At 31.3% G+C, this 21,159-nt stretch carries 19 protein-coding genes; 14 read left to right on the plus strand and 5 right to left on the minus strand.

The genetic code is table 11. The features are described 5' to 3' along the window. The first annotated feature begins 3 nt into the window (after positions 1 to 3). From CR532_RS03505 to CR532_RS03515, 3 genes are read left to right on the plus strand one after another with little or no spacing between them, the layout of a single operon-like run. Positions 4 to 1,380, plus strand: a complete 1,377-nt coding sequence (locus CR532_RS03505) for a CheR family methyltransferase (protein ID WP_375537741.1) — start codon at positions 4 to 6, stop codon at positions 1,378 to 1,380. An 11-nt stretch (positions 1,381 to 1,391) separates the two neighbouring features. Beyond that, positions 1,392 to 1,877: a chemotaxis protein CheX gene (locus CR532_RS03510; RefSeq protein ID WP_108729421.1), complete on the plus strand. Its 486-nt coding sequence runs from the start codon at positions 1,392 to 1,394 to the stop codon at positions 1,875 to 1,877. A gap of 45 nt (positions 1,878 to 1,922) precedes the next feature. Beyond that, complete coding sequence (locus CR532_RS03515) at positions 1,923 to 2,363, plus strand: response regulator (protein ID WP_108729422.1); 441 nt, start codon at positions 1,923 to 1,925, stop codon at positions 2,361 to 2,363. Between the two features lie 40 nt (positions 2,364 to 2,403). Here CR532_RS03515 and CR532_RS03520 read toward each other — a convergent pair whose 3' ends face one another. From CR532_RS03520 to CR532_RS03535, 4 genes are read right to left on the minus strand one after another with little or no spacing between them, the layout of a single operon-like run. Next, positions 2,404 to 2,916: a hypothetical protein gene (locus CR532_RS03520; protein WP_108729423.1), complete on the minus strand. Its 513-nt coding sequence runs from the start codon at positions 2,914 to 2,916 to the stop codon at positions 2,404 to 2,406. Further along, positions 2,913 to 3,959: a hypothetical protein gene (locus tag CR532_RS03525; RefSeq protein WP_108729424.1), complete on the minus strand. Its 1,047-nt coding sequence runs from the start codon at positions 3,957 to 3,959 to the stop codon at positions 2,913 to 2,915. The genes CR532_RS03520 and CR532_RS03525 overlap by 4 nt, the downstream gene beginning before the upstream one ends. After that, positions 3,953 to 4,816, minus strand: coding sequence for a hypothetical protein (locus tag CR532_RS03530; protein ID WP_108729425.1), 864 nt, complete (start codon positions 4,814 to 4,816; stop codon positions 3,953 to 3,955). The genes CR532_RS03525 and CR532_RS03530 overlap by 7 nt, the downstream gene beginning before the upstream one ends. After that, positions 4,813 to 5,475: an HAD family hydrolase gene (locus tag CR532_RS03535; protein WP_108729426.1), complete on the minus strand. Its 663-nt coding sequence runs from the start codon at positions 5,473 to 5,475 to the stop codon at positions 4,813 to 4,815. Before CR532_RS03535 ends, CR532_RS03530 begins: the two co-directional genes overlap by 4 nt. A gap of 221 nt (positions 5,476 to 5,696) precedes the next feature. Between CR532_RS03535 and CR532_RS03540 the strand changes: the two genes are divergently transcribed. The 5 genes from CR532_RS03540 (at position 5,697) to CR532_RS03560 (ending at position 13,644) form a co-directional block, all read left to right on the plus strand. Then, a complete protein-coding gene (locus CR532_RS03540) occupies positions 5,697 to 7,277 on the plus strand; it encodes an ABC transporter ATP-binding protein (protein ID WP_108729427.1) in 1,581 nt (526 codons plus the stop codon). Then, on the plus strand, positions 7,278 to 8,429 hold the full coding sequence (locus CR532_RS03545; protein WP_108729428.1) for an ABC transporter permease: 1,152 nt from the start codon (positions 7,278 to 7,280) through the stop codon (positions 8,427 to 8,429). It begins immediately after the preceding gene. Beyond that, the gene (locus CR532_RS03550; protein ID WP_108729429.1) at positions 8,401 to 9,327 is read left to right on the plus strand and encodes an ABC transporter permease; all 927 of its coding nucleotides are present in this window, start codon (positions 8,401 to 8,403) and stop codon (positions 9,325 to 9,327) included. Before CR532_RS03545 ends, CR532_RS03550 begins: the two co-directional genes overlap by 29 nt. A 163-nt stretch (positions 9,328 to 9,490) precedes the next feature. Further along, the gene (locus tag CR532_RS03555) at positions 9,491 to 11,713 is read left to right on the plus strand and encodes a methyl-accepting chemotaxis protein (RefSeq protein WP_108729430.1); all 2,223 of its coding nucleotides are present in this window, start codon (positions 9,491 to 9,493) and stop codon (positions 11,711 to 11,713) included. 29 nt (positions 11,714 to 11,742) lie between these two features. After that, positions 11,743 to 13,644: a methyl-accepting chemotaxis protein gene (locus CR532_RS03560; RefSeq protein ID WP_108729431.1), complete on the plus strand. Its 1,902-nt coding sequence runs from the start codon at positions 11,743 to 11,745 to the stop codon at positions 13,642 to 13,644. Between the two features lie 53 nt (positions 13,645 to 13,697). Here the strand turns inward: CR532_RS03560 and mnmA are convergent, their stop codons facing one another. Beyond that, positions 13,698 to 14,762, minus strand: a complete 1,065-nt coding sequence (mnmA, locus tag CR532_RS03565; RefSeq protein WP_108729432.1) for a tRNA 2-thiouridine(34) synthase MnmA — start codon at positions 14,760 to 14,762, stop codon at positions 13,698 to 13,700. 99 nt (positions 14,763 to 14,861) lie between these two features. Here mnmA and CR532_RS03570 point away from each other — a divergent pair, with 99 nt between their 5' ends. The 6 genes from CR532_RS03570 to mvk are packed head-to-tail and all read left to right on the plus strand — an operon-like array spanning position 14,862 to position 21,143. Continuing rightward, a complete protein-coding gene (locus CR532_RS03570) occupies positions 14,862 to 16,085 on the plus strand; it encodes a hydroxymethylglutaryl-CoA synthase (protein ID WP_108729433.1) in 1,224 nt (407 codons plus the stop codon). After that, on the plus strand, positions 16,069 to 17,133 hold the full coding sequence (gene fni / locus CR532_RS03575; RefSeq protein ID WP_199911326.1) for a type 2 isopentenyl-diphosphate Delta-isomerase: 1,065 nt from the start codon (positions 16,069 to 16,071) through the stop codon (positions 17,131 to 17,133). Before CR532_RS03570 ends, fni begins: the two co-directional genes overlap by 17 nt. Beyond that, positions 17,123 to 18,379, plus strand: a complete 1,257-nt coding sequence (locus CR532_RS03580; RefSeq protein ID WP_108729435.1) for a hydroxymethylglutaryl-CoA reductase, degradative — start codon at positions 17,123 to 17,125, stop codon at positions 18,377 to 18,379. The genes fni and CR532_RS03580 overlap by 11 nt, the downstream gene beginning before the upstream one ends. Then, positions 18,376 to 19,314, plus strand: a complete 939-nt coding sequence (gene mvaD, locus CR532_RS03585) for a diphosphomevalonate decarboxylase (RefSeq protein WP_108729436.1) — start codon at positions 18,376 to 18,378, stop codon at positions 19,312 to 19,314. Before CR532_RS03580 ends, mvaD begins: the two co-directional genes overlap by 4 nt. Beyond that, positions 19,305 to 20,243 carry a phosphomevalonate kinase gene (locus CR532_RS03590; protein WP_108729437.1) on the plus strand — a complete coding sequence of 313 codons (939 nt, stop codon included), beginning with the start codon at positions 19,305 to 19,307 and terminating at the stop codon, positions 20,241 to 20,243. The genes mvaD and CR532_RS03590 overlap by 10 nt, the downstream gene beginning before the upstream one ends. A 6-nt stretch (positions 20,244 to 20,249) precedes the next feature. Then, a complete protein-coding gene (gene mvk / locus CR532_RS03595; protein WP_108729438.1) occupies positions 20,250 to 21,143 on the plus strand; it encodes a mevalonate kinase in 894 nt (297 codons plus the stop codon). The last annotated feature ends 16 nt before the right edge of the window (positions 21,144 to 21,159 follow it).

A 21,159-nucleotide genomic window follows, 5' to 3' on the forward strand; every position in this document is an offset into this window, starting at 1 on the left:
ATGATTGATATAAAAGAGATACATTTAAGTGAACATGATTTAGATGGACAGAGTAGAGAATCTAATTCTAATTTTGTTAACTTGGATTTTAAGGTAGTGTCTTTTAATATTGGAGAAGATAACTATCTAATAGATATTATGAAAGTTAAAGAGATTAGAAAATCTAGCAATTTTACATATGTTCCCAACTCTAGGAGTTATGTGGTTGGTCTTGATAATTTAAGAGGAGAAATAATCTCTATTATTGATTTAAGGATAATGTTTGATCTGGAGATCAGTGAGAAGGAACTTGAAGATGTTATGGTACTTAGAAATGAAGATCTTTTAATAGGTATTATTGTCGATAAGGTTAATAATGTCTTCTCTATTGATTCTTCTCTGATTCAGGATCCTCATCCCGTTTTATCTCAGGATTCATTTATCAGCTACATAAAAGGGGTGATTGAGTATGGTGGAAAATTATATATACTCCTTGATGTAGATACGATTTTTAATTATGATGAGGGAGATAGTCGTTTATTAGAGAATAAGGGGAATGTTTTAGATATTTCTGGGGATGGCAATAATTTTATTAATAGTTCCCTTGATGAGGTGGCAGGCGACTCTGTGAATGGGGAGACTGATACATCTGGTATTTTTTTAGATGACCTGAAAATCATAAAGGAGAATCTTTTTCAATATTCTTTCAATGTGTCTTTGATCAAAGATGAGTTTTTGAGAAAAGTTGGGATAAACTTAAATATTATTAATATTAATGATTTGTCGTATGAGAGGTTTTTAACTGAATTTTATTCAAAATCATCAGGGTGCTTATGGAGTGATGAATATTTAAAAGAGTTTCAGGATGAGATTATTAAGAAGCATGTAAATAATATGAGTGATACTAGTTCTGTTTTAAATGTGTTTGAAATTGGGTGTGGGAATGGAAAAGAGACAATATCTTTTGTAAATGCTTTATATGAGGGTTATAATAAACCTTTTAAGGTGACAGCTATTGATAATGATTTAATTCGAGTAATTGGTACTTCTGGTTTAGTTTTCTCAGATTCTGACATTAATTTGAGTAAAATTTATAAGAAGAACTCCTTTCAGCAGAGTTCAGGAGTTTATAAATTTAAGCCAGAAATTATGAATAATATTTTGTTTGAATATTCGGATGCCATTTTGTCAGAATTTCCGGAAAATTTAGGTATTGTTTTTTTAAGAGATGTTTTATGTTTTTTGAATGATGATGACCAGGCTTTAATTTTAGATGCGATTGCAAAAAAGACTGTTGGAGGTGCTCTTTTGATTTTGGGAGATAATGAGGAGCTTAAGAATAATGATATTTTTGTGAAGGATAGATCTGTGGAGCACTTTAACTTGTACAAAAGGATCTAAAGGAGAAATTAATGAGGATAGATTATATAGAGCCATTTTTAGATGCTGCTTCTTCGGTTTTAAGAGATATGTTGCTTGTAGAGGATATTAAAATGGGCAATCCAGGTCTTAAGTCAATAAACCAGAAAATAAGGGGAGTCTCTGTTATTGTGGGACTTGCTGGTTCTGTTGAGGGCAGTATTGTTATTGATATGGATATTGAGACAGCTCTTTTTGTTGCTTCTAAGTTGAATTTTGAGGAGTATCTTGATTTTGATGATGAAGAGACTAGGGAGATGGTTGCTGCAACTCTTACGGAGGTTGGTAATATTATTGCGGGTAATTTTGTTACTACTTTGCATGCTAAGGGATTTGTATTTGATATAACCCCACCGGCTTTTATTTATGGGGAGAATATGAGGATGAGCAATAAGGGCTCTGAGGCATTAATAGTGCCCTTTACTTTGCCAGATGGTAAAATTATAGAAGTTAATATTGCAATAAGAGAGAGGGTTTGATATGATAATTAAGTTAAATGTGCTTATTAGAAGAGAGGGTTTGATATGATCCAAAAAACTACAATTGCTATGGATTCTTCAGTTAAGCCAAAGGGTATCAATTATGAGACGGGAATTCCTTTTAATGTTTTGATTGTTGATGATTCAGTTTTTACTGTGAAGCAGCTTACGCAAATTTTCACTTCTGAGGGGTTTAATATTATTGATACTGCTGGCGATGGTGAGGAGGCTATGATAAAGTATAAGAATCATTATCCTAATATTGATATTGTTACTCTTGATATTACTATGCCTAAGATGGATGGGATAACTTGTCTTTCTAGTATTATGGAATTTGATAAAAATGCTAGAGTGATAATGATCTCTGCTTTGGGGAAGGAACAATTGGTTAAGGATTGTTTAATTAAAGGTGCAAAAACATTTATTGTAAAGCCTCTTGATAGAACTAAGGTGCTTCAGAGAGTTATGTCTGTATTTGTTAAATGAGGTATTTTGGTATAAGAAGTAGAGTAGAAATTAAAGATGTTTAGTTTGTTTTGTAGAAAATCATTTCATTTTTTATTTCATTTGGATTTTTTTTGAAATAAGATATATTTAAGTTAAAAATTTCTAATTTATTTTTTTTGTTATTTCCTATATAGAGTTCTAATTTATAAAATCCTTTTTTTGTGTATAGTAATGCTAAACTTTTAAAAATTTTATCCATAGCTTTTATTTTAAATATTTTGTATTGAAGAAAGCTTTTGTCGATAATTTCACCTTTAAGTAAATATTTGTTGACTTCGCTGTAAGTAGGAGACATCGCAGTATAATCAATTTTACCCTTTATAATGCTTTTTGTAAATTTCTCTGTGAGTTCATATATGTCTATTTCATTTTGGATTTTTGGATGTTTGGTATAATATTCTTCCTCCAATATTAGATTAAAAGCAGAATATTTTTTAATTTCTTCTGATGTTCGTGTTTCAATTGAAGTTGTGATTAACCTTGAGTGAAGTGCTATATTGAAAAATAGTATTAGAAATATTATTTTTATCATGCTTGTTCCTTATTAGAATTTACTATTTTTTTCACTTTTTCAATTTCCAAGGGAAGTTTGCTCCTTCTTTTTGCATTGAGCTTGTCTTTTAATAAAATATTATTAAATTTTTTTGCCATTTCATATACTTTTTCTTCACTAAAATGAAGTGGGATTTGAATTTTTCTATATTCAATTGGATCTTGTAAGACTTTTTGCATTAGTATAATTGGATTTAGGAAGCTTGCTTTAAAGAATCTGTAAGAATTCATTAAAAAAATAGCAAATGATATGAAAAGTGTAAATAGAAATAATCCAAGTATAGAATCATTTTTCCTTTGTAAATATTTATCTATGTAGAATTTTGTTTGATCTATTTCAATAATTTTGTATTCACTAGGGCTGTAGTAAAAAAAAATATCACTTGACTTAGAGTATATTGTTTTCCCTATGTCTTTGATTATTAGTATAAAAGGATATTTTTCTTTAATATAGTTTCTTTCAGTTGTTATTGAGATGTTTTTTATAATATTAAATTCTTGCTTTTCTGGAATTGTGTTTGCAAAACCTGAGCTTGAAAATATTATAAAACATATAAATGGAATTAATAAGCTTATTGAGAATGTTCTAGCAAATGCAATAAGTATTATGTTTTTTTCTTTTGAATTATAATAAATCTCAACCATTAAGTCATTAAATCTAAGAAGTCTTAAGAATCTTAATTTGAAAAGGGAGAGTACTATTGGATTTAAAATAGTTTCATGAGGGTTAATTATATTTCGGATTTGATAAGAACTATAAAATAGCAAGGGGATTAGGCAATGTATTAGATCAAAGAGTAGATTATTTCTTATATATATTTGTAGTTTTTGTGAAAAATAAGCTTTGGTAATTTTATATAAAAAAAATAGAATAAATACCAAATCAAATAGAAATCCAATGGAAATTAGAGCGAATCGGATTTTATAGGGCAAGAAAAGTATTATTGACAATTCTTCTACTAGGAATTCAAATATTGAAGCAATTAAAGTAGCTTTAAAAAAATTTGAGAATATCTTTACCATTTATTTTTCCTAGCGATTTCTAAAAGTTCTTTAATAACTCTTGGGTCGTATTCCTTTGATCCTGAATGTTTTATTGAAAACCAGCTTTCATCATATCCTAAAAATCCTTTCGTTTTATTATTTTTAATATTCGGGATTCTTGCTCTATTTGAAAAAATAGATATTAAAGTTGCGATTGGTGATATATTATTGAGGTTTTCGTACTTAAAGAAACTCTGAGTTATTAACTTAGCAGTATTTTCGTCTAAAAAGTCGATTTCTTTACTGGCTAAGTTTGTTGTGTCTGCAATATTTTGTGAATTCAATTTTATATCTTTTTCAAAGTAAATTTTAATTATGAGAACTCTTAATAAGAGTAGGATTTTTATATAATTTTTTACAATCTTTGAAGAATTCAGAATATCATTTTCTTTTTTGATTAAATATATTGTGTAAGAATTTTTATCTTCAAAGAGTTTATTTATGTAAAATGTTATATATCCACTACTTATGGCATTGAAATTGTATAAGAATTCTTTTCTTAAGTAAGGATTGGCTTTAGTTAAATTAAATGTTAATTCTAAATTATTTTTGTTAAATTCTTTTGTAAAAAGGGCTCTTACAATATTAAAATCAATCGATTCAATGCTTGATAAAATAAGAGGGGTAATGATCATATCTGTTTTTTCTTTAACATACTGAATTAGTAAATTAATATCGGATTTAAAATCTTCATCTATGAATGTTGAAATAGTTTTTTTATTTTCTTTTAAATATTTAATTATTTCAATTTCTTTTTCAAAGACAGATAGACTCTTTATGTTTTCATGATTAAATAAATGATGATACAAATGAGGAAAATATGCCTTTAAAGTCATTTTATTATATCCAGCAGTTCGGAAGGGTTGTTAATAATGTATTTTGCTCCGCTTGTCTTTAATTCCTCCACTGTCCTAAATCCCCATGAAACTCCTATCGGCAGAAATCCAGCATTCCTAGCGGTCAGCATATCAACATCGCTGTCTCCGATGTATGCTATCTCCTCGGGTTTAACATTTAGTTCTATTATCATGTCAAGAGCATTTGTAGGATCTGGCTTTGCCTCAAATTTTGATGAATACCCTCTGATTTCAAAAAAGTTGATGTCTTTAAATATATCTTTTGTTACTATTAAGAGTTCTTCATGGTTTTTATTGCTTAGAATTCCAATAGGAATTCTAAGCTTGTTTAGTGTGATTAATAGTTCTGGTATGCCTTCATATGCTTTTGTTTGGGAAGAAATATTTTGATTATATTCTTTTATAAATTCTTTGTAAAGATTATATTTGAGGTTTTGATCGTTTAAGCTTAGGCTAAGATATTCTAGAGCGTTATCTACGAATTTCTCGAATCCTCTTCCAACAAGAGTACTAAATTTATCTGTTTTAATTTCTCTGTATCCTAAATTTTTTAAAGCAGAATTCATTGAAAATGCGATATCCATGATGCTATTTATTAGAGTTCCGTCCATATCGAAAATGCAAGCTTTTATTTTCATATCTTGATCCTCTTAAAAGTAATCATTATATATTGTGCTTCTATTTTATCATTTATTTTTTGTCTTTTATTAAATTTATTTCATGATTTTATATATTGTGAATTATCTTTATTTTTAGGAGTGATCTTGAAAATGTTCATTTGAAGGTATATTATGTTTTATAAGAATATGAAATATGAATAGATATTATTTTTCCTTTTTTAAATTCTAGGCTGGGTTTTATGCAAGATGTGTTAACTTTAGATAAAGTTACTAAGAAATATGGGGATTTTGTAGCTAATGATGAGGTTTCTATAAGTTTTAAGAAAGGGGAAATACATGCGATTTTGGGTGAAAATGGTGCTGGCAAAACTACTTTGATGAAAACTATCTATGGGATTCACAAGCCTAATAGTGGGCGTATCTTTTTAAGAGGTAAGGAATTGCAACTTAAGGATTCAAGTGAATCTATCCGCAATGGCATTGGAATGGTTTTTCAGCATTTTATGTTAATTGCGAGATTTACAGCTGTTCAAAACATTATTTTGGGATATGAGGATTCAAGATTTGGGTTTATTAATTATAGGCAAGCATGTAAAAAGATACTTGATATTTCTAAGAAGTATGGTTTAAAAATAGATACTGACAAGCAGATTGAAGATTTAAGTGTTGGTATGGGGCAGAAAATAGAAATACTTAAGGTTCTTTATAGAAATGCAGATATTATTATTTTTGACGAGCCTACGGCAGTACTTGCTCCGAATGAGATTGATGAATTTATGAATATTTTAAAAATGTTGGTGGCAGCAGGGCATACTGTAATACTTATTACACATAAAATAAAGGAAATAAAGGCTATTGCACAAAAGTGTACAATAATGCGTCTTGGGAAGGTTGTTGGAACTTTCGATGTTTCTGAAGTGGATGAGAGAACTCTTACTAGATTAATGATAGGCAAGGAAACGGTTTTAGATGTTTCTAGGAGGCAATTTGTCGATCATGAAAATATTCTTGAGATTAAGGAATTAAATGTTAGGGATGAGAGAGGCGTTTTTAGGGTTAAGAATGTGAGTTTTAACCTTAGAGATAGTGAAATTCTTGGAATAGCTGGAATTGAGGGAAGCGGTCAAGAGGAATTAGTTGAGGCAATCCTTGGCGTTAGGGCAGTATATAGTGGAGACATTCATAAGAGAACTAATGGCAAGCTTGAATCAATAAAGGGACTTAGTGTAAAGCAAATAATAGATAGGAAAATTGGCAATATACCATCCGATAGACAAAAACATGGTCTTATTTTGGATTTTAATATTTTTCAAAACATTGGACTTAAAAGTTTTGATGATGTTAAGTATTTAAAAATGAAAAAGAATAATAGAAATAATAATAAATTAAACTTTAATTTATTAAGCACTATCAAGAAACAGTTTGTTGGGTTTAATTTAAGTATTCTTAAAAAAATAAGTAGGCAACTTACAACTTCATTTGATATTAGGCCGAGAGATATCTTAGCTAAGGCTAAGAATTTGTCTGGAGGGAATCAACAGAAGGTAATTGTTGCACGTGAAGTTCACTTAGAGCCTGAGGTTCTCTTAGCCGTTCAGCCTACAAGAGGGCTTGATGTTGGTGCTATCGAGAATATTTATAAGAAGATGGTGGAGCAGAGAGATATGGGAACAGCAATTCTTCTTATATCTCTTGAGCTTGATGAGCTTATGAGCGTTTGTGATAGGATAGCTGTAATGTATGATGGACAAATTGTGGGTATTTTGGAGGGTAATTTTGATGTTAATGTTATTGGAAAAATGATGACGGGTATGGTTTGAATGGACATTTGTAATCATAAATATAGAAAGTTAATTTTGGAATTTTTAAATTCGCCAATATTCATAAATTTTTTTGCATTGTTTTTGGGGTTTTTAATTGTTGGTTTGGTAGTGTCTCTTCTTGGGTATTCTCCTTTTAGAATGTACTACATAATAATAGAGATTATGTTTTCTTCTCCTAAGCATTGGGGGTATATTTTAAGTTACGCAACGCCCTTAATTTTTACAGGTCTCTCAATTTGTCTTGCTGTAAAAGCGGGGCTTTTTAATATTGGTGTTGAGGGTCAGTTTATCCTTGGCTCAATTGCAGCTTTAATAGCTGGAATTTTTTTGGATTTACCTCCTTTATTGCATGTGATTTGCGTTTTTCTTTTTGCTTTGTTAGTTTCAGGAAGTTTAGGAATTTTAATTGGATGCTTAAAAGTTAAATTTAATATAAGTGAAGTGATCTCAGGAATAATGTTTAATTGGATTTTATTTCATACAAATAATATAATTATGGATTCGACTTATATTAAAAAAGATAATAGTGATCTATCTAAACCAATCAGAGAGAGTGCTTTTATTGATTTTTTTGCTTCTTGGAAACTTTCACCTGAAGGGTTGGCTTATAGAGCTGAGAATCCATTTATTAATGATCTGTTAAAGGCTCCTCTTAGTCTTGGGATAATTATTGGAATCATTCTTGCTATTTTAGTATGGATTTTACTCAATAAGACGATACTTGGGTTTAAGATAAGCACTACAGGACACAATAGGGAGGCTTCTTATCGTGCGGGAATTGATATTAAAAAGGTGCTGATATTTTCTATGTTTCTTGCAGGGGCACTTGCAGGTCTTGCGGGTGCTGTACAGGTTATGGGTGTTAATAAGGCAATATTTAAGCTTAATTATATGGAGGGGACTGGTCTTAATGGGATAGCTGTTTCTTTAATAGGAAATAATTCTCCGATTGGAATAATATTTTCAAGCATTTTGTTTTCAATTTTAATTTATGGTAGTAATAGAGTACAGAGTCTAATGGGTTTATCTTCTTCGATTGTATCTTTGATGATAGGAATAGTGGTTATTGTAATTTCTGCTAGTTATTTTTTAAATAAGGTGATGTTGGAGGGTATAAAACGTGTTAAACGTGGCAATATTCATAGTTAGTGAAACTTTAGTAAATTCTCAGACTTTAATTTTAGCGGGCCTTGGGGGATTGATAAGCGAAAAAAGTGGAGTAATAAACATTGGCCTTGAGGGTATAATGGCTATGGGTGCATTTGTTGGTGCTGCAGTCGCATATTTTTATGGGAGTCCATTATTTGCAATCTTTGCTGGAGGTTTTGCTGGTGTTATGCTTGCAGTTCTTCACGCTGTTTTTACTATTTTTCTTAAATCAAATCAGGTAATAACTGGAATGGCTATTAATTTTTTGGGACCGGCTATTGCTATGTTGTTTGGAACTTTTATTTTTGGTTCTGCCTCAACTCCTCCAGTAGATGCTAAGTTGCCTATACTTTTTGATGGGGTATTAGATAAACGATCTATTATATTTCAGATTTTTGGTAAAAGATATTCACTCTATATAGCAATAATATGTGTTATGTTATTTCATTTTGTATTCAAATACACTAAGATTGGACTTAGAATTAAAGCTAGTGGTGAGGAGCCAGAGGTTTTAGAATCTCTTGGAGTTAATGTAGTTATGATTAGGTTTTTTTGCGTGCTTTTGAGTGGTTTATTTGCAGGAGTTTCTGGGGCGGTGATTTCTACTGTGATCACTTCAAGTTATATGCAAGGGATTATTGGTGGACAAGGTTTTATTGCTATTGTTATGCTAATTTTTGGGAAATGGCAACCTTTTGGAATTCTGATGGGTAGCTTTTTATTTGCTTTTGTAAGAACTTTAGTAGTTGTGATGTCTCAAATTTCCTTTTTTTCTTCAGTAGTTTCTCCTAAAATGTTGATTATTTTACCTTATGTTGTTGTGATTATCAGTCTTATGTTTTTTTCAAAAAAGAATTATGCTCCTAAATCTTTAGGCTTGCCTTATAAAAAAGACTGATTTTTAGTATTCTTTCTTTTAAACTTCTTTTTAACTAATATTGAAATTATTTAATGTTTATTTGGGGAATTATGTTTTTTGATCTAGAATTATGATTGATATTTTCTGGATTTTGGGTTTGTTAAAATAATTAAATAAGTAATTGATTTATGAGGTACGTTTTATGTTGAAGATGAAGTATAAATTTGTTGGGTTTTTATTTGCATTTTTAATGGTTGTTGTATTATTTTTTTCTTTAATTTTTAGGTACATTTTGGGTAATTATTTAGAAAAGTATTATACACAGCTTACAAGAGGGCAAGTAAGAAGAGCTGCTTTTGCTACTCAGTCTTTACTAGATACATTTTATATTATAATTGATGGCACAGCGTCTACGTTGGCTCTTGACACACTTTATGAATATGCTTTTTTAAAAAATGGTGGGCGTAGTTTCACAAAATCCGAGATAGACAAACTTAGAGAAAATTCTAAAATGGTTCTTAATTCTGTAAAGGGAAATAGGAGATATCGTAGTCGATTGTATAAGACATTAATAGATTTAAAACTTGATACTGTTTATGAAGAATTTGCATTCCTTGACTTTGAAGGTAGAGTAATTGTTACTACAAGACATGAAAATAATATGGATTTTGGTCAATCTGAGTCTAACACTAGGTATTTTAAAAAATCTTTAGAAGAGTATAAGAGAGATAAATTAAATTTTGTTGGCTGGTATTCAGGTCTCACTGAGGGAATAGCAGGAGAAGTTGCTGTAAGATCCCGCCAACAGGACAAAAAAGCTTTTGTCATAGTTGTTCCTGTATACTCGGCAGAGGATAAGATAGTTCTTGGGTATTTGGTAGGTTATTTAATTAACGATACTATAGGAAATAGCTTAGATAAGGCTAGATTTGGGTTTTATAATAGGGGAAATTTATTATATTTGGACCGAAATAATTTTGCTGTTAATCCTTTGGTTGAGTATAACGAAGCTACTAAGATTAGTTCTAAGTTTATTGGGACTTTAAAGGAAGCTTTAACTAAGGCTCCTAGAGCGCCTGCTGTACCAACTGAGATACCAGTTTATCAGATTGAGAGAGCGTACTTTCCAGAGATGAAGTTGGATAATTATTACGCTATACTGCCTATTACTAGTAAGCTTGGTGAGAATAGTGGAATCCTTCTTGCTAGGATTCCTTATGAAGATATTTATGGGGTTGTTGACAGTTTAGCCTTTAAATTTATTTTGTGTTCTATTATGGGTATTATTATGTTAGCCATTCTGATTGCAATAAGAATAGATGCAATTATTAGTTTTAGGTTGGATGTAATTAGGACACTGGTAAGAGAGCTCGTGAAAGGGGATTTAGATAAATCTTATGTGCTTGATGAGAGATATTCTGATGAACTAAGTTTGTTGTATTTACAGATTGTTAAGATGAGAGATGCTATTGCAAGTGCTATTGCAAGTGTCCTTAGGAATATTAGTTATGTGAATAAAGCAAGTATTGAAGTTGCTAATTCAAGCCAAAATTTAAGCTCTAGTGCATTACAGCAAGCTTCAACTCTTGAAGAAATGTCAGCAAATATTGAGCAGATATCAGATGGCGTTAAGATGAGTGCAAATAATTCCCGAGAAACAGAACAAATTGCTTTAAGGACTAATGAAAATTCGCAAATAGGGGGCAAGGCTGTTGAGGAATCTGTTAAAGCTATGCAGGCTATTGTTGAGAAAGTTAGCGTTATTGAGGAGATAGCTCGAAAGACTAATTTGCTTGCTTTGAATGCGGCTATTGAAGCTGCTAGAGCTGGAGATGAGGGTAAGGGATTTGCCGTTGTGGCAAGTGAGATTAGAAAGCTTGCAGATCTTAGTAAGATTTCTGCTCTTGAGATTGGTGAACTGGTTGAGGAAAATTCTAGGATAGCAACAGAAGCTGGATTGATATTTCAGGGTATGTTGCCTGAAATAGAAGAGACTACTAATCTTGTTAAGAAGATTTCCGAGGAAAGTTTTAAGCAAACTGAGCAGATTGCTCAGTTCAAGATGGCTCTTGATCAGGTTGGCGAGGTTGTCCAAGCTTCAGCATCAAGTAGTGAAGAGCTTTCAAGTATGTCTGATAGGATGCTTGAAAAATCTAAGGAACTTAGACAAGGGGTGTCATTTTTCAAAATTAAAGATTTCGATATTGATAATTCTGATTATGATGAAGTAACTTCTATTGATCATGACCTTGTAGCTGAAAGTGTTAATTTGGGTAGGGAGCATAGGGAATTTTTAGGAGATGGACGAGATGATATATTTAATCACATAAATAATAAACCTGTAAATAAGAGGGTAGATCCTAAGAAAGCTATTGATGTTGTTGATAAGAATTTAGATTTTGATGAAGATTTTTCAGATTTTTAGAATTTATTTTTGTAAGAGGTGGTTAATATATGAAACTGAAAGCTAGAATATTGCTTCTTGTTGGGGTTTTTATATCAATTTTTATTTCTGTGTTGTTTTTTATATTTGGGATGTTGATTAATAATAATTTATATGAACAACAGTTGGATCTTATGAAAAATCTTATTGGGAATGTCAAAAATTCTTTAACGATTTACATCTCTTCAATGGAAGAGAGGGTTAAAATTAACTCTATGTATTTAAACTCTTCTGCTAAATTTAAAGCAATTACTAATCTTAAATCGAAAAGAATAGAATCTATTTTAGATCAAGCTGAGATCCTAGTTAAGACAGGAAGTAATATGATGATAACTAATAAGAGGGGAGAAATAGTATTTACTACTGCTGTTAAAGATAATAGTGATTATGGTGTTTCTATTGCAGATAAAGAATACTTTATTAAATTAAAAGAATCTGGTTCTGTTTATAATTCTTCTGTGCTCTTGGCGGGTCATGGATCTATTGAAGAAGTTTTAGTTAGAGGTATTTCTAAGATAAGGAACAAGGAGGGACAAATTCCTTATTTATTAATAGGAATTCCTTTAAGAGATTATGAGAATAATGATGTTTTTGGTTATTATATGATTTTTTATTCAACCGATTATCTTTATAACTCTTTTAGAGGTATTAGCTTTGGCACATTAGGTAGTGGACGAGCTATGGTCTTTGACAGAGGTGGCACATTCCTTGTTCATCATACTTGGTTGCCAGGTGTTAATTTAGTTGATTCCAATGCTTATTATGAGAATATAATAAAGAATACTACTGAGGAATTAATTCAAAAAAATAAAGACCTTATTGTTATGAATTACTTTGACCCCAATCATAACGGGAGGCCGTATGTTGGAGTTGCTCAAAGAATAAAAGGCAAGTTATCTAATTTGTCATTTATAGTGTTGATGCGAATTACTGGTGATGATTTTTATCATATGACTAGAGTCACTACTTTGATTTTGGCAGTAAGTTTTGTAATGACTGTAATTGTTTTAGGTTTAGTTACTGTTTACCTTGTAGAAAAAGTTAGTTCTTCTTTGAATGGAATCTTAGCCTATTCTGAAAGACTTGCTTCTGGAGACTTTACTGTTGCAACTAATCCTTTAAGATGGGAAACTTTAGAGCTTTCTAGGCTATATGAGAATTTGGAACAATTAAGGTCTACGTTCTCATCTGTTGCAAAGGGAGTGATTGAAAATCTGGATTATCTTTATGAGAATGCAATTCAGATAGCAAACGCAAGTCAAAATTTGAGTTCTGGAGCAGTTGAGCAAGCCTCTACATTAGAGGAGATGACAGCAAACATTGAGCAAATATCTCAAGGTGTTTCTGAGAATACTGAAAGTGCATCTACTACTGAAAATATTGCTGTTAATACTAATGAGAGAACTCAAGAAGGGCATAAATCTGTTGTTAAAGCTATTAAAGCTATGGAAGTTATTACAGATAAAATAGGAATTATTGATGAGATAACGAGACAAACTAATTTGCTTGCTTTAAATGCTTCTATTGAGGCTGCTAGAGTAGGAGATAAGGGTAAGGGGTTTGAAGTTGTTGCTGCTGAGGTTAGGAAACTTGCTGATCAGAGCAAGGATTCCGCTAGGGAAATTATTGATATTGCTCATAGAAGTTTGACTATTGCAAGTAGAGCGGGTAATAATTTTGAGCAGATCGTCCCTGGAATGGAGCAAACAGCAAAGCTTGTTAAGAATATTACTAGAGAGAGTTCTAACCAGAGTCTTCAAATTGGACAATTTAAGAATGCAATAGAACAAGTTAGTCAATTGGTTCAAACAACAGCATCAAGTAGTGAGGAGCTTTCAGGAATGTCTGAAAAAATGTTGGAAAGTGTTAAGGATCTAAAAGAATCAGTTGATTACTTTAAAGTTGATAAATAATTTGGAAGGAATAAGTTTATACTTATTCCTTTGATATTTAAAGTTATGTGTTCTTATAGTAATGCCTTAAGGATTTTAGCGCCTCCCAGACATTCATCTTCTTGATAAAATATGCAAAATTGTCCTGGTGAGATTCCATGATCTTCTTCTTTTAAGGCAACTTCTATGGTATTGTCTTTTAGCATTTTTATTTTGCATTGTATTTTTTTCTCACCATGTCTTATTTTGACGCTTAAGTTTTCATTGTTCAGGGGTTCATTGATCCAATTTGTTTTGTGAACTAGCAATTTTTGCTTTCCTTGTTTTAGATAATTTTTGCTACTCGATATGTAAATAATATTATTGTCAATGTCCTTTCCTGTTACGAACCACGGCCCGTTGCTAAGTTTTATCCCTTTTCTTTGCCCAATTGTAAAAAACCAATAGCCATTATGCGTTCCAAGTATTTTGCCCGTTTCTTGCTCAATGATTTTACCCTTAAGTTCTCCCAAGTGATATTTTATAAATTCGTCATATTTGATTTTTCCTAAAAAGCAAATGCCTTGACTGTCTTTTCTATTTTTATTAGGCAAATCTATTTTTTGTGCTATTTCTCTTATTTCAGTTTTCAGTAGATCTCCTAAGGGGAAATATAATTTTGATATTTGTTCTCTAGATAGATGAGATAAGAAGTAACTTTGATCTTTTATTTTATCTTTAGCTTGTTTGAGCATATAATGATTGTTTTTATTTTCTATTTTAGCATAATGCCCCGTAACAATTAAATCATAGTCTTCGTTGATTTTATCAAAAAAAGCACCAAATTTTATTCTTTTGTTGCAAAATATATCTGGACTTGGAGTATTACCAATTTTTAATTCTTCAATAGCATAAGAGACCACTTTTTTGTAATATTCATCTTGTAGACTGATAATTTCATATGGTATATTAAATTTTGTACACACAGCTTCTACATAAGCAATATCTTCTTCCCAAGGGCAGTTCCCAAGATAGGAAAGTTCATCTTCAAGCCAAATTTTTAAGTAGTAACATTTTATATGTTCATATCCGTTTTTAATTATTTCATAAAGAGCTACAGAACTGTCTACTCCGCCAGATAAAAGCACAGCGATTTTCATAATTTATTTTCTCTTAAGTATTGTAGCATATTTAACTTTTATGTTTGTTATAATCTATAGTATAATACTTGAGAATTGGTTTTTTTGTTAGGAGGACTGATGAAAGTAGGCATTAGTGATATTAGGGTTTTTTTACCTTTAAATTGTTTAGATTTTTCTGTTCTTTTAGAAAGTCCTGTTTATCAGTCGGATGAAAATTTTTTTAGGAAATTTAATAGAGCAATTGATTCAACTCTTCAGAAGGCATTTAGATTTACAAGTCCTAATGAAGATAGTGTTACTATGGCTAGTTCTGCGGTTAAGCTCATTTTTGATAATAATAATCTTAGATTAGATAAGATGAGGTTATTCTTAGGTGGAACTGAGACAGGAGTAGATCACTCAAAATCAATTTCATCTTATGTTTATGGAGCACTTAAATTGGCTGGTATTTGTTTGCAAAATAATTTTCTAACTTTTCAGATTCAGCATGCATGTGCCGGTGCAGCACTTGCTCTGCACAGTACTGCAAGTATTTTAAGTCAGCTAGGTGCATCTGAGTATGGAATAGTATTTTCTAGCGATATTGCTCATTACAGTAATCTTACTACAGCTGAGATTACTCAGGGAGCTGGAGCTACAGCTGTGCTTATTGAGCAAAATCCAAAATTGTTATCTCTTAATTTATCTGAATTTGGGACTTATACGGATGATGTCGATGATTTTTTTAGACCATTTGGAAGCCTTGAGGCTAAGGTGAGGGGTCGTTATTCTATGGAATGTTATAATAAAGCAAATGAAAAAGCCTTGGCAGATTTTGCACATAAGAAAAATATGAATATTAAAGATTTATTTTCTAAGTATAGATTCATTTTACATGTACCTTTTGCAAAAATGCCTATAGATTCAATGTATTATGTTTTAAAGAAATATTATAGTGAAGATGAGTCTGAGTGTCGTGCTTATTTAGAATCAATAGACTTTTATGATTCTATTGAAGCTTCTAAGGAAGTGGGAAATTTATATACAGGTTCAATATTTTTATCTTTAATGTCTTATTTGAAGAGAGTATTTGCAAAAAAGGATATTAGAGGAGAGGGAATACTTTTATGTTCCTATGGCTCTGGTAATATTATGGTTATTTATGAGGCCATCATTGAAAATAATGCACTTTCTGTTGTGAAAACTTGGGATATTGATGAGATCCTTTCTGTAAGGCACAATGCGAGTTTTGATGAGTATAGGGATTTTTTTGAAAATAAGGTAGTTCCAGGCGAATCTTCTGGGTTTTATTTAAAGGAAATCAGGGAGGATGGATACCGAGTTTATGGGTATCGAGCCTAATATATTAGAGAATAAAAGACGACACATTGAAATTTGTTTAAATAAAGAGGATGTTAGTAGAGATAATAATCTTTTAAGCTTTATTAATTTAAAGCACGATGCACTAACCGAGCTTAATTTTGATGAGATAGATACGGGCGACAATATATTTGGCTATAAAATTTTTATGCCTATTTTTATATCGTCAATGACGGGAGGTGTCAGAGAGGGGAATAAGCTAAATAAGTCTCTTGTTAAGATTTCAAATGATTTTAGGATCCCAATGGGCTTGGGCTCTTTTAAACTTCTGTTTAAATATCCTGAATATGTTAAAGATTTTTCCTTAAGAAAGTATGCGAGTAATATTCCTTTGTTTTCAAATATTGGTGTTATTCAGTTAAGAGAATTTGGGATTTCTAAAATAATTGAGATGAGTAAGAGGCTTGAGGTTGATGCTGTCATTGTGCATTTGAATGTAGGGCAGGAATTAATGAATATTAAGGGAGAGAGAAACTTTGAAGGAATAAAGAACTCAATTGTTAGCCTATGTTCTTCATCAAATTTGCCGGTAATTGTTAAGGAAACAGGTTTTGGAATTTCACCTGAATCTGTTAATAACTTGTTAGATCTTGGCGTTTCCTATGTTGATCTTGCTGGCAGTGGTGGAACTAACTGGGTTTTGGTTGAGGGTATTAAAGAGGAGAATTTGGATGTTGCATCTTGTTTTTCTAATTGGGGGATATCTTCAGTTTTAACATTACTTAGCGTAAATGATTCTATTAAAAGTAGAATTTTTGCATCAGGAGGATATGAGACTGGCATGGATATTGCCAAAGGAATAGCTCTTGGAGCTAAATTGGTAGGTATTGCATCAACCATTCTTAGGACTTTTTATGCTGGTGGTGAGGATGCTTTATATAAACTTTTCAGAGATTATGAATATGTTTTGAAAATGTCTATGCTTTTAAGTAATAGTAAAGATTTGGCACAATTTAGATCAAATAAATATTTTTTAAGTTATCCGTTGCTCTGTAACGTTAAGAGCTTTAAAGAGTTTTATGAAACTTAGTGAAAATTTTAGAAAGAAAGATACTTTGGGAAAACGTCAAGAGATAAAGAGTCTTTTGAAATTGGATCCAGGTGATTTTTTTTATGATTCTGACGATGAGAATTTTCTTTGCCATATGATAGAAAATTATGTTGGATATCTTTCCTTACCCGTTGGCATTGTTAAGAACCTGAAAGTAAATGGAAAACATTATACTATACCTATTGCTACAGAAGAACCTTCAGTCATTGCTGCATTAAATTTTGCAGCTAAGATCCTTGAGCATGCTAATTTAAGTTATTCTGTAGATGATGAGGTGCTAGGAATTGCTCAAATTTATATAAAAACAGATAAAGACTTAAGTAATATACTTTTAGATCTTTTTGAGAAAATTGATCTTTGGTCTAAGCCCCTTTTATACAATATGGAAAGTAGGGGGGGCGGGTTTAGAAGGATTGAGACTAAGTTCATTAGAGAAATTAGTGTTCAAAAATTAAATATCTATGTGGGTGTTTGTGATGCTATGGGTTCCAATTTGCTAAATTCAGTAGCTGAGAAAGTAGCCCACTATCTTACCCTAGAGTTTGGCTATGAGTGTGTTTTAAAAATTTTAAGTAATGATTCGAATGATTTTACCTCAAGAGCTAATTTTAGATTAAATATTAATGATTTGCTTAAAAGTAATAAAGAATCTTTAATGCTAGCTCAGAAGATTGCACTTATTTCTAAGATAGGATTTTTTGAGGAAGAACGTGCTGTTACCAATAATAAAGGTATTATGAATGGTGTAACGGGTTTGTGTGTTGCAACGTTGAATGATACAAGAGCCCTTGAGGCAAGTGTACATAAGTTTGCATCAAAGAGTGGTAGGTATTTACCTCTTAGCAAATTTTACATCTCTGGTGATAATTTAGTTGGCGAGATTGAGCTCCCTCTGCAGGTTGGAGTTAGGGGAGGGTCTGTGAATTTTCATAAGGCTGCTGTATTGAGTTTTAAGGTCATGGGTATAGATTGTAAAGGGGAATTTATGGGTATTCTTTCTTGTGTTGGACTTGCAAGTAATTTTGCGGCACTAAGAGCATTGGCGCTTGATGGAATTCAAAAAGGCCATATGAAATTGCATGTTAATAAGATTTTACATCTTTTTGAAAGAGATTATAATATTTCTAGAAATGAGAGAGAAAAAATATTATTGGAAATGAATAATAATGAAATTTATTCTCTGAGTTTTGCTCTTAAAGTTTTAAAGGGTTTAAGAATAAAATGATGGTTAAGTGCAAGGTGCATCCTAGCTTGGCCTTAATTAAGTATTGGGGCAAGAAGGATAAATTTTTAAACATTCCAGCTACTTCTAGCATTGCTGTAAGTATTGATGCATTTTATTCAACAAGTGAGCTTGAACTTTCAGAAAGGGATGAAATAGTTTTAAATTCAAAGACTGTTATATTAACAAGTAGGGAAATAAATTTTTTTAACTATGCAAGAAAAATCTTGAATGAACCAAATGCGAGCTTTAGGGTAAGTAGTAGGAATAATTTTCCAACAGCTGCAGGATTTGCAAGTTCAAGTTCTGGCTTTGCGTCAATTTCCGCCTGTATTTTAAAATATTTCAATCAATATTCTCATCGGAAAGCTTCAGAACTTGCAAGAATAGGTTCAGCCTCAGCAGCCAGAGCTATTTATGGTGGATTTACACTTTTAAAGGAAGGGGCGAAAGTTGCATGCCTGTTGGAGCATGACGATTGTTTTAATGACTTGTGCATAATATTTGCTATAGTTGACAGCAGAGAAAAAGAGATGTCTTCAAGGGTGGCAATGAAGATTTGTATGCAAAATGAATTTTATTGGAATGCTTGGATTAGTTCTAGTCGAAAAATATTTAAGGATGCTTTATATTGTTTTTTAAAAGGTGATTTTGAAAGGCTTGGTTTCAGTATTGTAAAAAGTTACCAGCACATGTTTGCCTTAATGCTATCATCTTCCATTATTTATTTTAAAAGTAGTACTATAGAATTGATAAAATATATTGCCGATCTTAGGAGTAGGGGTATTTCTGTTTTTGAAACGATGGATGCTGGACCTCAAGTGAAGATATTTTGTTTGAGAAAGGATTTAGAATTAATTTTAGATGGACTTAATAAAAGTTTTAAAGATGTTAATTTTATTGTTTCAGGAATTGGAAGTGGTTTAGAATGGATGTAATTAATTTTTCTGTGCCTGGTAATTTACTTTTAATGGGTGAATATTCTATTTTAGAGGAAGATGGCCTTGGGATATCGGTTGCAATCAAAGAGCGAGCTTATTTTACTTTCAAGCAAGGTTATACTTGGCGGTTTTTTAGTAAAAAAACTAAGATTGATAAGTTTACTTTAATAGAGGATCATGATGATTTTGTTTTTAGGATATTTAGATATTTAAAGAATAAGTATTTTGCTAACTTGGAAGATTTTCCTTGTGATGTTTATGTTGATACAAGTAATTTTTTTTCAAATAGTGGTGTGAAAAAAGGATTTGGTTCTAGTGCCGTTGTTGCTGTTGGAGTTGTCTGTGGGATTTTTTTGATTTCTAATCATACTACTTATGTTGCTAAAGACAAAATTTTTATATATTGCCTAGAAGCTTACAGATATGCCCAAGGAGGTATGGGTAGTGGGTATGATATTACTACAAGCATTTTTGGTGGTGTTATTCAGTTTAGAGGCGGAGATTTGCCTACATATAAACTTTTAGAAGCAGTAGATTTTAGTGATTTTTATTTAATGCAAGGTTCTGTATCAGTTAAGACCACTAGTTCTATTGTTAAATATAAAGAACATAGAGCTTCTTTAATAAGTTTTATAGAAGATATTAATAGTTCAATGAGAGATGTTATACTTAGTGCCAGCAATTCTTCTGTCTATTTTTTGTCTAGTTTGAGAGAAGCAAAAAGAGTGGGATTGGAAATTGGAAAGAGAATAGGAATTTCTGCTGATTTGCCATTAAATCTTTCTTATCTTGAGAGTGAATGTGCTTTAATTAAGGCTTTGGGGGCTGGAAATGAAACTTTTTTAGTTTATAGACCCAATTTGGAAGTTTTTAGACAATTTAATATCGATCCAATAAATTTAGATACGGATGGTATAATATTGTAAAAATTGATGTTCATAATCAAAAAACCTTCTAAAATATTATTCTTAGGTGAGCATAGTGCTGTGTATGGGTTTCCAGTTATTGGTGCAACAATACCTCTTTATATGCATCTGGTATATACTTTTGCTGGTTCTTGGAGATATTTAGGGAGCCCTTCTTTAAAGATAGATGCGATAATGCACTTTATTAATAAAAAATTTAATAAAGTTAGACCCATTGAGTTTTTAATATTTTCCCAGATTCCAGTTGGAGTAGGACTTGGTTCTTCTGCTAGCCTTAGTTTATGTTTTGCTGAATATATTGTAACTCATGATGAATATAAAGATTGCGATAAAATTTTATTGGCAAGGGAAATTGAAAATATTTTTCATGGAAAGTCTTCTGGAATGGATATTTTGCTAGTTGAGCTAAATGGAAATTATTATTTGGAAAATAATAATGGTGTTTTTGATTTTAAAAAAATACAGACTTGCGATTTTTATCTTTTGATTGGAGCAGTAAAAAGGGAAATTGAGACGAGTAGGATAATATCTGATTTAAATTACAGGATTGCTTCTGATAATAGTTTATTTGAGATTATTTCAAAACTTGGTTGTCTCGTTAAAGATGCATATTCTGCTTTTGATAAGCAAGATATTTCTTCTTTAGCAAATGATATGAGTATTGCAAATGGGTACTTAAGGTATTTGGGCTTATCTTCAGGCGCTCTTGATTATATAATAAAAAGAGGTATGGGGCTTAAGGCTCTCTCTGGCAAGTTGAGTGGTGCTGGCAAGGGTGGTGCTTTTATCTTGCTTTTTAAAGATAAAGACGAAGCCTGGTTAGCTTTAAGAGAATTAAGTAAAGATTTAGATAGGAATAACATTAGCTTAGTTTTAAAACTTATGATGTTTAAAGTGTAGTGGCATTAAAGGAAAA

Source organism: Candidatus Borreliella tachyglossi (assembly GCF_003076595.1).
Lineage (GTDB): Bacteria > Spirochaetota > Spirochaetia > Borreliales > Borreliaceae > Borrelia > Borrelia tachyglossi.